This is a genomic window from Paenibacillus sp. FSL H7-0918, from assembly GCF_038007025.1.
In the GTDB taxonomy this organism is placed as follows: Bacteria; Bacillota; Bacilli; order Paenibacillales; family Paenibacillaceae; genus Paenibacillus_AQ; species Paenibacillus_AQ odorifer.
Genome location: NZ_JBBOWJ010000002.1, coordinates 139,607 through 152,072 on the forward strand (window position 1 = coordinate 139,607; position 12,466 = coordinate 152,072).

Here is a 12,466-nt window from a genome sequence, read left to right on the forward strand (position 1 = left end):
CTTCACTGCTTTTTGGACAACCCCGCTTTTTATTAAATTGCCTGCTACAATCGTAAATCCATCATCCCATGGAGCTTACGGACACAGTTGACGTTATTTACATGTTTTTAGCTTTTAAAGCAAGGTTTCGGACTCCAGTGATGCTATCCTTGGAAAGAGGCCCATATATAGGCGTTTTTCAAGCCAATAGCTGCACTGGAGTCCGATAGCATTCCAAATATCGGATAATGGTGCGATTAAGGCCGGCTGTGTCCGTTAGCGGGTTACTATGCGCATCCGACAGTGATTACATATACGCACGCTTCCGACAACGGTCAACGGTCAAGTAAGGTCCAAAAAAAGAAGGGGCACGCCCCAGCAGCTATTAGCTTATGGGACCGCCCCTTTTTTTACATACTTATTCTTACGCCTGAGCGTTGCTCAAATTGCGTACGAGCTGAATCCGATCTTCCTGTGCCAGACTGTGCTGAACATGGAAGCAGGAAGGACATACGTAAACATTGAGTGAGAATGGAGCGGTTAATACCGACTTACCTAGTGTAGCTGGAGCAGACGGCTCAAAGCTGCTCACAGGCTGCTTACCCGCAAGGATAGTGAGCTCATGGCATTGAGTACATTCCGGAGCTTCCTCCTGAATGGCCAGAATAGCTGAGACACTCTCTTCGTACTTGTTCAAGTCATAATCATCGCCGAATTGATTAAGCGTATTATAGATTGGAACTACGCTGTCTTTATCAGGCTCTCCCCAAAGATCATCGTCATTAACAACCTCTTGTTTGGGTTCCTCTACGACTTCCTCTACTTCTTCTTCTTCGATGCCGTCAATCCCAACAGTGACCGTACGGTATCCGCTAAGCTCATTGTTACAGTGAGGACAATTCTCCTCAGGTCCAAATTCCTCGTCCCATACAATTTCAGTATGACACCAAGGGCATACAGTTGTTTCCATCTTTATAATCTCCTTCATACTTTCACTTTTAAATTTAATTCATCATTAAATAAATAATACCGGCTGCTATAAAAGCAATCGCTGACAGAAACAGAACTCGGGTGAGAATCTTCATGATTTCCTCCTAAGATACCCCACAAAGAGTGGGACTGCTCAATTCAAAGCTTGTCCAGATCCATAATCCTTTGCAGGGTGTCCTTATAAGGACGGATTTAAAAAATAGCCGCACCTATTACATAAGACAACGATACCGAGATCAGCATGGCAATAAGTCCAACAGCACGGTTATCCGCAGCGATCTCCTCGTCAATAGAGAATACAGGGGTCAGAAATTCAAATAAAAAATAGGCAAGCAGCAGCAGCAAAAAACCGACGACGGACCACTTCATTGTCTCGTAAATTGAAACACCTGCTTCAATACTGAAACGCAGTACGTTGCAAATTCCGAAGATTTTGCCGCCTGTGGCCATTGCCACTGCCAGGTTTCCCTTACGAATTTCTTCCCAGCAATTATATTTCGTTACCATTTCAAAAAAAGACAGAAATACAACCAGCCCAAGAATCGCCACTGCAAAGTAGCCAAGCAAGGCACCTAGCGGATGACCCAGCAAAAGATCAATATCTTCTTGCACGCTTTCCCCTTCTTTCTGCCGGGAAATCCCGCTATTGCAGCTCAGCCACAGTTACGCCCGCGCCGCCTTCGTTATAATTCCCGAGCCGATAACTCTTCACATGCTTGTGCTTACGCAAATATTCCTGAATTCCTGTGCGCAGCACACCCGTTCCTTTACCATGAATGATGGCGATCTGACCCAGATTACCTAAAAAGGCTTCATCGATAAAACGATCTGTCTCCATGATAGCTTCCTCCAGGTTAGTCCCGCGCAAATCCAGTTCACTGCGAATGTTCTCATCACGGGAACGTTTGACGGTTGTCGCATGGCGAAGGGCCGTTGGCGCAGCTGTTGCTTTCGAGGAGAGCAATTCCAAATCATCCAGCCTTACCTTCATCTTCATAATGCCAAACTGCACCAGCGCCTCTTTAGTACCGCTTAGCTCCACCACAAAGCCCTTTTGGTTCAAGCTGTCGACTTTCACTTCATCTCCAGGACCAATTGTACGTGGAGCCTTGGTAGTCTTGCGGGTAACAGCCTTCTTGCGCGGTGATGGCTCAGCTTCATCCAGACGTCGCCGCGCTTCAATCAGCTTATGCTCTTTAACTGAAGCTCCTTCTTCCATAGCCAAGCGGCGCAAATCACTGATAATTTCCTCAGCTTCCTTACGCGCTTTGTCCAGGATCGCGCTGGCGTCCTTCTCAGCCTTCTCGAGGCGTTTCTCACGCTGGCTTTCCAGCTTCTCAAGCTCTTGCTGTTGTCTGCTGCGCAGCTCCTCCACTTCGCGGCGGATGCCCTCTGCACGTTCATGCTCCTGTTCCGCTCCCAGCCGATTCTCTTCGAGAGAAGCAATCATATGCTCCACGCGCAGATCTTCTTCCTTCACTTCGCCGCGGGCATGCTCCAGAATCGCATGAGGCAGGCCTAGACGCTCGGCAATCGCAAAGGCGTTGCTTCGTCCGGGTACGCCGATCAATAAGCGATAGGTTGGGCTAAGGGTCTGGACATCAAATTCCATACTGGCATTGATGACTCCCTTACGCTCATAAGCGTATGCTTTCAGTTCGCTATAATGTGTTGTTGCGACCATCCGGCATTCGATCCGGTGAATATGCTCCAGAATGGCAATTGCCAGCGCAGAGCCTTCTGCCGGGTCGGTTCCAGCCCCCACCTCATCAAGCAGAATAAGGCTCTTAGGAGTCATTCTACGCAGAATGGAGATAATATTAGTCATATGACTAGAGAAGGTACTCAGACTTTGTTCAATGCTCTGTTCATCGCCAATATCAGCATAAATGGCATCAAACACACACATCTGGCTGCCTTCCTCTGCTGGAATAAACAAGCCGGACATCGACATTAAGCTCAACAAGCCGATGGTTTTGAGGGTAACGGTCTTACCACCGGTATTCGGTCCGGTTACGATAATTGAGCTGTATTGATTGCCCAGCTCCACGTCCAAAGGAACCACATGCTCCGCTGGAATAAGCGGATGCCGCCCTTTGCGCAGCTTAAGATAACCGCGGTCATTCATACGCGGCTGAGTAGCCTTCATATCACGAGCAAGACGCGCCTTGGAGAAGATGAAGTCCAGTTCTCCCAGAATATCAATATCGTAGGTCATTTCTTCCGCAATGTCGGCTACAAGTGCCGTCAGCCTGTGTAAAATGATCTCGATTTCCCGTTCCTCACGCAGCCGTGTTTCACGAAGTTTATTATTCATCGCCACAATAGACTCTGGCTCGATAAATAAAGTCGCTCCTGATCCAGACTGATCATGTACGATACCGCCGAAATGGGCACGGTACTCCGCTTTTACGGGAATAACAAACCGATCACCACGAATGGTCACCAGCTGATCCTGCAGCATTTTCGCTACAGAAGACGAACGAATCATCGAATCCAGCTTCTCACGAATTCTGGTCTCTCCTCCGCGCAATTCACGGCGAATGTTAGCCAGCTCAGAACTAGCTGTATCAAGTACATCAGCATTCTCGTCTATACATAAACGGATGGCATCTTCCACATGTTTTTGCTCCGATAAAACGTCGCTCAGTGAGAACAGGAGCTCAATCTTTTCTTCCTCATGCATAGCTGCCAGGAAACGTTTGACTCTGCGTGCGCCGCCAATGGTATTTCCAACGGCCAGCAGCTCAGTTGTTCCCAGCATTCCGCCGATAGAAGCACGTTTTAGTGCAGCTCGAATATCGCTTACCCCGCCGAACGAAGGAATGCCCTTCAGGCGATCCACATTAGCCGCTTCATCCGTGGCTTGAAGCAGCTTCTTCACACCTTCGAAATCGCCGGAGGGCCTTAGCTGCTCCGCAGCCAATCTTCCCATGGGGGTTTGCGTATATTGCATTAATTTATTTAAAATCTTGCGATATTCAAGCGTATGCAAAATTTTGTCGTCCAATTACAGTCACAGCTCCCTTCATAGATGTTTCCATTATACAGAATTCAGGTCAATTTCGCTATTTGGGTCTTATTTTTAAGCATAGAATCACGTAATAAGGTCACAATAAGAACTGCACATATCCTTAGCATGGGCCAAAGGAGGTTAGTACAGTGAATTTCTTAAGTCATGTTGGTCGTTTTGTGGTCGCAGCGCTTGTTCTGATGGTTGTTGGCTGGATTGTTCCACAGTTCACGGTTGGTGGGTTCTGGAGCGCTTTAATCCTTGCACTGGTGATTGCGCTACTCGGCTGGGTAGTCGAAGGAATCTTCGGCAAAAAAGCAACGCCTTTCGGTCGTGGTATCGTCGGCTTTATTGTCAGTGCGGTAGTAATCTGGGTCGCTCAATTCGTAGTCAGCGGAGTCAGCGTATCCATTCTGGGTGCCATCTTAGCAGCTCTTGTCATTGGGATTATCGACCTGTTTCTGCCGGTATCCACTCCATTTGAGGCCGCTAAGTAACAAAAGCTCTTCACAACACAGAACCCCCTATTCCGGTTCTTCTCCGGCAATAAGGGGTTCTGTGTTGTTTTTATGCAAAAGACACAATCTCCTCTTTATGACTCTCCGCACAGTTGACCACTCTGTTCTTGCCTTGCTTTTTAGCGGTATAGAGCGCTTTGTCTGTTTTACGAAAGAGAAGCTCTTTTCCATCCCCAAGCTGATAATCACAAATTCCAATGCTCACGGTGATCGGCTTGTTACCAGCCTGCAAATGTTCAATTTGAGCAATATTTTTCCGTAATTTCTCTACTGCTTCATAGGACTCCGAGAAACTTTTATCTGTAAAAATCACAGCGAACTCTTCCCCGCCATATCTAGCCGCAAAATCATTTAACTCAATCATGCCGCCTACCTTGTCCGCTATCACCTTAAGTACAAGGTCTCCAACCCTGTGTCCGTAGGTATCATTCACTTGCTTGAAGTTATCAATATCGAAAAGAGCCAGCTGTAGCTGAAGGTTGTTGCTTTCACATTGCTCCAATAATGAATCCAAATATTCATGAAAGGTTTTATGATTATAGAGTCCAGTGAGTGCGTCTATCTTCAGCAGCTTATCCGAAATAGCCCTCTCCACCATTAGATCTTGGCCCGCCTTGGTTAATCTTTCTAAATTAATACGCGCTTCACGAGCACGAATAATTACTGCAATAGCCATCAGCACAAATACCAAAAATACACACTCTACCATCAAGAATTCAAGCAGCGGTTTATGTAGGAATGGCCGTTCCAACCCAAAATATACCCCGGCATAAAACACAATACTAAATAACCCCATTATGTACAGGAGCTTACGATCAAAATAAATAAGAGCAACCATAATCGGCATCATAAGTGTCATCTGAGCACCGTCAACAAAAGGCTCTAATACAAAATACATAAGATAGGACACTAAAAACCCGCAGCTAACCACCCCATATTTAGGGGACTGTTTACTATAACGCAGCCACAGCTCCGCAGTAATCATAAGGAACACAATTAGTAAATTACAGGCTATAAATAAATGCCATAGATTCGTATCCATGGTTGTTTTTATTTGGAGTCGGTCAATATTCGACAAAAACAGCAACTGTGAGATTAATAAAAGAATGACTACCATCCAATAGCCTTGTAAGATTCTACGGTGCCAAACCTCCGTACTTAGCGCATCATTAATACTTGTAATATGTATCCCCTACTTTTATACGTTAATGTAATAGCTTTCATTATAATAAATTTTAGTTATATTTTCATCATTTTTTTGCAATTTACGACAAAGTTTGAACAGTCTGCCTGTTCACATATTTTTCACATTTAATCAAAGCGCTTACTTAAATTTTAAGTTATGATGTCTACATAATTGTCACATTTTCACTATGCTTGGACTTCTTGGGAGGGGATTTAGATTATTAAAAAATTTGCAATTCTACTTTCAATGGTGTTCGTTATAGCACTTACAGCCTGTGGGAACAACAATGATAGTGCTGCTGGCAATGCTAACACATCGGAGCCGGAAATCGAGGCAGAAACAGAACTCATAATCACAGCTACAAATTACAGCTTTGATCAGGAAGAATATCATCTAAAAAAGGGTGTTCCCGTCAAAATCATTTTTAAAAATGATGACGGTAATCACGGTATCCTTATTCCAGAGTTCGAGCTGCAGCTTAATGAAAAAAAATCCTCAAAGGTGATCGTACCCGAGGAAGCTGGAACTTTCGAAATGACCTGCTCCATTATGTGTGGCTCCGGACATAGCGGAATGAGAGCTACAATCATCGTGGAATAGATTACACATAAACAGCCGATTATTAGGGATTCCCCCTGAGATCGGCTGTTTTTTTAATTTGAGCTCATTAATAAAGAGAGCTGACCCGAAATAGATCTCTCTACTCATCAGGTCAGCTCTCTTACTTGCATCCGGCACTCAACTGTCTTGCTCGATCAGTTGAATCCATTCATTATATTCATTTTGTAGCTTGGCATATTCCTCTTTAAGGTTACGATGCTCATCTGTCAGCTTGTCAAGCTCTTCCTGACGCATTTCAAACTGGAGCTGCAACAAACGAAGCTGTCCTTGAACCATTTCATAGCTTTCACCAACTTCACCTAGCTGCTGAAGCACTTCGCTACGTTCACGATCAATAGCTTCCTGCTTCATTTCAGCCTCACCGGCTTCCTGCTGCCAAATGTCGATCTCCTCACGCAGCTTCGCTTCGAGATCCGTCCACTGCAGCTGCTGATCGGATAGTTCCTCGTACTTATGCTTCCAGGAAGCTCCGTACGCCTCTGCTTCCTTCAGCACTTCCTGTTGCTCAGCAACAGTAGCAGCAGCTTCACGACTAGCTTCAGATAACTCTTCTAAGCGTCGTGTTGCCTCTTCGCCTTCTTCCTGCAACAGTTGATATCTTTCCTGCAGGCGTTCTCCTTCTTGCAGTACATCGTCGTATTGAGCAATCAATTCCTCATAACGAACACGAAGCGCAGACAATTCCTTCTGAGCCTGCACACCTTGCTCCCGAAGTACCGCTGTTTCGCGTTCTGCATCTGTACGAAGCTGAACCTCCTGATCCAGCTGCTGTACTAATCCATCGGCTTGCCCACGTAGCGTGTCGATCTCTTTCTGGAGCAACACGGATTTCTCCTCAGACTCCAGCAGATTCATTTCCAGTTCACCAATATCTTCCATGCGTTTATCCGAAAGCTCCTGCCAGTTAGCCGCCTCTGCTGCTGATCCCGCAAGCTCTTCCTGAACACGGTGCAGATTTTCACTCGTCTCCTGTAGTGACGCTCTTAGCTCTGTAGCTTCATTCTGTGACTGTTGATAACGCTGGCGTAACTCTTCCAGCTCCTCATTCAACAGTGTGCCCAGCTCAGTAGCCGTGCGCAGCTCTTCACTGAGCTGTTCTTCACGTTTAACAATCGCTTCATATTGTCCAAGAAGCGTCTGTCTTGCATCTCGTTCACTCTTAAGACTGGCTTCAGCCGCACGTAATCTGGACTGAAGTTGCCCTGTCCCACCACGAAGCTCAGCCAGCTGTTTTTCCAGCTCTTGAATATTTTGCTTATGTCTATGCTCTTGAGTGCCTTGTGACTGCCGCAGTTCCTTATTCTTGGTTTGTTCCCGCTGCAGTGCTTCACGTTCTTCCGCCAGCTCTTTGCCTAACTTCGCTTTGGTACTCTCAAGCTCTTTACCTAAGGTCAACTTGGTATCTTCAAGCTCCTTACCTAACGTCAACTTGGTATCCTCAAGCTCCTTACCCAGCGTCAATCTGGTATCTTCGAGTTCTTTACCTAATGTAGACTTGGTAACCTCAAGCTCTTCCTCCAGTGTTGACTTGGTCACGGTCAGCTCAAGCTGCAGAGCAGACAGCGTGTCTGTCTTCTCCTTGGTCAGCGTCTCCCGGATGTTCTCCAGCTCTTGCAGATGAGCAGCCTTCTGCTCCTCCAGCTGCTGCAAACGGATGGCTTCCGCCTTCGCCAGTTCCTGCCGCTGGTGTTCACGACTAGCTGCCTGCTCTTCTTCGTAGCTTGTCCGCAGTGCTTGCAGCTCTATCTCACGCTCAAGCAATTCTTCTTCCAGCTTCTTGCGTGCAGCTTCCACAGCTTGCACTGCCTCCTGAAGCTGTTCCGCATGTACCTTGCGTTCATTCTCCTGAATCTCCAAATGCCGCTTACGTTCTTCCTCCGCAGCAGCAATCAGTCGCCCAGCCTCTTCTTTGGCCGCAGCTTCAAGTCGCTCGAATTCTTCTTGCCGCTCCCGCTGTACCTCCAGCAGGCGAGATACTTCCAATCGCAGTTCACTGCGTTCACCTGTCATCATGTTTAGTTCATTTTTGAAGTCCTGAACCTGAATAGCCTGCTCCGCCATATGTACAGCTGCAAGCACCGCTATACGCGGTGTGTCCAGTCTGGTGTGAGATTTAGAAATCGTGCGCATATGTTCATCAACATAACGGGCCACTTGTTTCATATATTCAGTACTGCTTCCGACGAGTTTATAGGAAGTTCCGTATATCTCCACGGCGACACGTGTCCGGTCCATAGCCACAGTTGTGCCCTCCTTTGTATGTGTGCGGATTCTAAGCTAGTTTCACTTCTTCTATTGTAGCTTTTTTGGTAAGCATTTGGCAAAATCCCTAATATTCAATAGATTATGGCTGATATTCTCCGCTTTGCACTCTACCTAGAAAAAGCCGCAGCGAATCTCAGTTTCTAAATGGATTCGCTGCGGCTTTACACAATTCCTGCTACTTTCTTAATTCTGCACCAAAAGTTTGTTGAAGAGATGCTAATACCTTCTCATGCACCTCTCCTACTTCCTCATCAGTCAGTGTATGTTCACTATGACGATACAGCAGTGAGATCGCGATGCTCTTCTTTCCATTCTCCAGCTTACCACCAGTATAAACGTCAAATACCTGTACGGACTGGAGCAAAGAACCTCCGTTATCGCGGATGGAAGCTAGCAGATCGCCCGCTGGTACAGCGGAATCCACGACCACAGCAATATCCCGCTCCATTCCTGGGAAACGCGGAAGCTCATTATATTGCAAACGGCTTTGCGCACTTTCATATAACGGCTGCAATAAAATTTCTGCCGCATAAGTATCCACCAGATCCAGCTGTCTTTGCAGATCCGGATGAATCTGTCCCATCGTTCCGATCTTCACACGACCCTCGTTTCCGAGTAAATATACCGACGCGGAACGCCCAGGATGATATCCTTCTGGACTATCTCCTACATAGACGATTTTATCGGTCAGCCCTAAATGAGCAAATACAGTTTCCAGCGCACCCTTCAAATCAAAGAAGTCCACAGGATGTGCCGAAACATTCCATTGCTTCACTGTTAAGCTTCCGCTAAGCAGCAGCCCCAGCACCGGCAGTTCGCGTGGCTGACGAGTCAACTGTTCTTCATCCGTGAAGAAGACGTTGCCGATTTCAAACAATGCCAAGTCGCTTTGACGACGATTGGTATTGTAGCTGGCAATATCCAAGAGTTGTGGTAGAAGGCTGGTACGCAGTACGCTGCGTTCTTCACTCATCGGCATAGCCAGCTTCACCGCTACTGCTCCTTCTGATAACTCAGGGAACATTGTGCTTTGTTGCGGCTGGATGAAGGAGTAACCCATCACCTCTTGGTAACCGCCATGTGACAATAGGCGACGCAGTTCACGACGGAGCGCTTGCTTGTGAGTTAGTGCTCCTGGCGTTGTAATTCCTTCAATTAGAGTCGTTGGAATATTGTCATACCCGTACAGGCGGGCAATTTCTTCAATAAGATCAACATCATAGCTGATATCGCCACGTCTGGTTGGGACTTGAACTTCAATCAGCCCTTGTGCGGTATCTCCACATTTGAAATGTAGACGGCCAAACAATGTCTTCACTTCCAACAAGGACAAATCCGTTCCCAGATAACGATTCAGTTTCTCTAAGGACAAGGTGAGAACCTTCTCTTGAACAGCGTCAGTTCCTGCTTGCACGATGCCTTCATGGACCGATCCGCCAGCATAACGTGCAATCAGTACGGCTGCACGGTTCAATGCAGGAATAACTGCACTTGGATCCACTTCCTTCTCGAAACGAAGGGAGGCTTCCGAGCGAAGTCCCAATTGACGCGAGGTTTTACGAATCGTTCCTCCATCAAACTTAGCAGATTCCAGAACAAGGTTTACCGTCTCAGCAGTAACCTCTGTATCCCGTCCACCCATTACTCCGGCCAGACCTACAGCTTTTACTCCATCAGCGATAACGAGCATTTGCGGCTCTAGCTTACGCTCTTGACCGTCAAGTGTAACCAAAACTTCACCTTCATGGGCAAGACGAACGCCGAGTTCTCCACCTTGTACTTTATCTGCATCAAAAGCATGCAGCGGCTGTCCATATTCCAGCATCACATAATTGGTAATGTCCACAATATTATTAATTGGACGAACCCCAGCAGCCATCAGACGATTCTGAATCCACAGCGGTGATGGTGCAGGTTTAACACCTGCAATATAACGAACTGCATAATGGCTGCAGTATTCTTCATCTTCAATCTTGACGGAAATGGAATCCGCAGCAGGACCACTGATCTCAATCATTTCGCTTTTTGGATCAGGTAATTTAACTTCACGCCCAAGAATTGCACTTACTTCATAAGCAGCACCAATCATGCTGAGGCAATCTGAACGGTTCGGAGTCAGATCGAATTCCAGAATCTCGTCATCTAAGCCGAGGACCTTGGAAATATCCTGACCAATCTCTGTCCCTTCAGGCAGCACAAGAATACCTTCTTGTTGCTCTTTTGGAAGCAATTTATCATTCAGTCCCAATTCTTTGGCCGAGCAGATCATTCCTTGCGACAGGACACCGCGCAGCTTGGCTTTTTTGATATCCAGTCCTGGCAGCTTAGCGCCAACCATTGCTACAGGTACAGTTTGACCTGCAGCTACATTTTTTGCGCCGCAAACGATTTGTAGCTCCTCATCTTGGCCCACATCCACGATACATACGTTCAGCTTGTCTGCATCAGGATGTTTTTCCTTTGATTTCACATAGCCGGTTACGATGCCGGAAATGCCTTTATTGCGGCGCTCTACGCCGTCAATCTCAATGCCGGCAGCGGTAATCTTCTCCGCTAGCTGTTCGGCGGTTACTCCTTCAATCGATGTATAATCAGCCAACCATCCGGTTGATACTTTCATATCCGCTCACTTCCTTTATGTTTCAGATGTATTTATTTCACTGTCGTTCGCGCTGCTTCCTATGGGAGAATGCTCCAAAGCCATTCTCCGCCACTATCAGCCAACGCGCCCACAAAAACTAAACGCCCTTGAATTGCTTCACAAAACTCATGTCATTACTATAGAAATGTCGGATGTCATCGATGCCGTATTTAAGCATCGCAATCCGCTCTACACCCATTCCGAAAGCGAAGCCGCTGTACTCAGCAGGATCATAGCCACCCATTTTCAGTACATTTGGATGCACCATACCTGCGCCAAGGATTTCTAACCATCCGCTTTGCTTGCATAGTCTGCAGCCATCGCCGCCACATTTGAAGCAGCTTACATCTACTTCAACACTTGGCTCAGTGAATGGGAAAAAGCTCGGACGAAGACGAATGCCTGTATTCGGTCCAAACATCTCCTGCACAAATTGTTGCAGGGTGCCCTTCAGATCACTCATTCGAATGTTACTTCCAATGACCAAACCTTCGATTTGGTGGAACTGGAAGGAATGCGTTGCATCATCATCATCACGGCGGAATACTTTACCCGGGCAGATGATTTTTACCGGAGCTTCACCGTTCATAGCCTGCATAGTACGAATCTGTACCGGCGAGGTTTGTGTGCGCATTAACAGGTCATCCGTTAAATAGAAAGAATCCTGCATATCACGTGCCGGGTGATTCTTAGGCAAATTTAGAGCTTCAAAGTTATAATAATCGGTCTCTACTTCCGGACCTTCAGCTACACGGTAGCCCATGCCGATAAAAATATCCTCAATCTCCTGTACGACTCTGCTAAGCGGGTGAATGCCCCCTTGCTGCATACGGCGACCCGGTAAGGTTACGTCTACTTTTTCAGCCTGCAGACGTTGCTGGGTTTCCTGCTCTTGAAAAGCCTCCTGCTTCGCGCCGATAATCTCCTCAATAGCACTGCGAACCTGATTCGCTACTTGCCCGATTACCGGACGTTCCTCAGCACTAAGTCCTCCCATACCGCGCAGAACCTCTGTAAGCTCACCTTTTTTACCGAGATACTTCACTCTTAGATCATTTAGTACCTGCGGATCCATAACCTCCTGCAGCTTAGCCAGCGCTTCAACCTTCAATGCTTCCAACTTCTCTTTCATGGCCGTGTACAGCCCCCTTCAATCATTGTCTAGTTCAACAAAAAAAGGCCTTTCCTCCCGGTAAGGGACGAAAAGACCGTGGTACCACCCTTGTTAGACAAGCTGATCTGTTCCCCTTAAG

9 protein-coding genes and 1 other annotated feature (1 of these 10 only partly in view) are annotated in these 12,466 nt (G+C 46.8%); of the genes, 2 read left to right on the forward strand and 7 right to left on the reverse strand.

Annotation, left to right across the window (positions count from 1 at the left end; translation table 11 throughout):
* Positions 1–403 precede the first annotated feature (403 nt).
* The 3 genes from MHI15_RS14710 to MHI15_RS14720 all read right to left on the reverse strand — a co-directional run bounded on the left by MHI15_RS14710 (position 404) and on the right by MHI15_RS14720 (position 3,979).
* Complete coding sequence (locus tag MHI15_RS14710; protein ID WP_051491295.1) at positions 404–949, reverse strand: hypothetical protein; 546 nt, start codon at positions 947–949, stop codon at positions 404–406.
* A gap of 212 nt (positions 950–1,161) precedes the next feature.
* Positions 1,162–1,581 (reverse strand): DUF350 domain-containing protein, encoded by a 420-nt coding sequence (locus MHI15_RS14715; protein WP_036683543.1) that lies wholly within the window; start codon positions 1,579–1,581, stop codon positions 1,162–1,164.
* A gap of 31 nt (positions 1,582–1,612) precedes the next feature.
* A complete protein-coding gene (locus MHI15_RS14720; protein ID WP_076126396.1) occupies positions 1,613–3,979 on the reverse strand; it encodes an endonuclease MutS2 in 2,367 nt (788 codons plus the stop codon).
* 152 nt (positions 3,980–4,131) lie between these two features.
* On the opposite strand from MHI15_RS14720, the gene MHI15_RS14725 reads away from it, so the two are divergent.
* Positions 4,132–4,479: a phage holin family protein gene (locus MHI15_RS14725; RefSeq protein WP_036683548.1), complete on the forward strand. Its 348-nt coding sequence runs from the start codon at positions 4,132–4,134 to the stop codon at positions 4,477–4,479.
* Between the two features lie 70 nt (positions 4,480–4,549).
* Here the strand turns inward: MHI15_RS14725 and MHI15_RS14730 are convergent, their stop codons facing one another.
* The gene (locus MHI15_RS14730) at positions 4,550–5,617 is read right to left on the reverse strand and encodes a GGDEF domain-containing protein (protein WP_076126393.1); all 1,068 of its coding nucleotides are present in this window, start codon (positions 5,615–5,617) and stop codon (positions 4,550–4,552) included.
* A gap of 315 nt (positions 5,618–5,932) precedes the next feature.
* On the opposite strand from MHI15_RS14730, the gene MHI15_RS14735 reads away from it, so the two are divergent.
* Complete coding sequence (locus MHI15_RS14735; protein WP_256715140.1) at positions 5,933–6,286, forward strand: cupredoxin domain-containing protein; 354 nt, start codon at positions 5,933–5,935, stop codon at positions 6,284–6,286.
* 138 nt (positions 6,287–6,424) lie between these two features.
* On the opposite strand, the gene MHI15_RS14740 is transcribed toward MHI15_RS14735, so the two are convergent.
* The 3 genes from MHI15_RS14740 to pheS all read right to left on the reverse strand — a co-directional run bounded on the left by MHI15_RS14740 (position 6,425) and on the right by pheS (position 12,345).
* Positions 6,425–8,542, reverse strand: a complete 2,118-nt coding sequence (locus MHI15_RS14740) for a hypothetical protein (protein ID WP_405169585.1) — start codon at positions 8,540–8,542, stop codon at positions 6,425–6,427.
* Positions 8,543–8,747: 205 nt separating this feature from the next.
* On the reverse strand, positions 8,748–11,192 hold the full coding sequence (gene pheT / locus MHI15_RS14745) for a phenylalanine--tRNA ligase subunit beta (RefSeq protein ID WP_341164543.1): 2,445 nt from the start codon (positions 11,190–11,192) through the stop codon (positions 8,748–8,750).
* Between the two features lie 118 nt (positions 11,193–11,310).
* Positions 11,311–12,345, reverse strand: coding sequence for a phenylalanine--tRNA ligase subunit alpha (gene pheS / locus MHI15_RS14750; RefSeq protein WP_076126387.1), 1,035 nt, complete (start codon positions 12,343–12,345; stop codon positions 11,311–11,313).
* A 60-nt stretch (positions 12,346–12,405) separates the two neighbouring features.
* Positions 12,406–12,466: a binding site (T-box leader), on the reverse strand (it continues 225 nt past the right edge of the window).

Excerpts from the sequence above, each read along its gene's own strand:
- MHI15_RS14710 (WP_051491295.1), bottom strand. The coding sequence starts at position 949 with ATGGAAACAACTGTATGCCCTTGGTGTCATACTGAAATTGTATGGGAC.
- MHI15_RS14730 (WP_076126393.1), bottom strand. The coding sequence starts at position 5,617 with ATGGTAGTCATTCTTTTATTAATCTCACAGTTGCTGTTTTTGTCGAAT.
- MHI15_RS14735 (WP_256715140.1), top strand. The coding sequence starts at position 5,933 with ATGGTGTTCGTTATAGCACTTACAGCCTGTGGGAACAACAATGATAGT.
- MHI15_RS14740 (WP_405169585.1), bottom strand. The coding sequence starts at position 8,542 with ATGGACCGGACACGTGTCGCCGTGGAGATATACGGAACTTCCTATAAA.
- pheT (WP_341164543.1), bottom strand. The coding sequence starts at position 11,192 with ATGAAAGTATCAACCGGATGGTTGGCTGATTATACATCGATTGAAGGA.
- pheS (WP_076126387.1), bottom strand. The coding sequence starts at position 12,345 with ATGAAAGAGAAGTTGGAAGCATTGAAGGTTGAAGCGCTGGCTAAGCTG.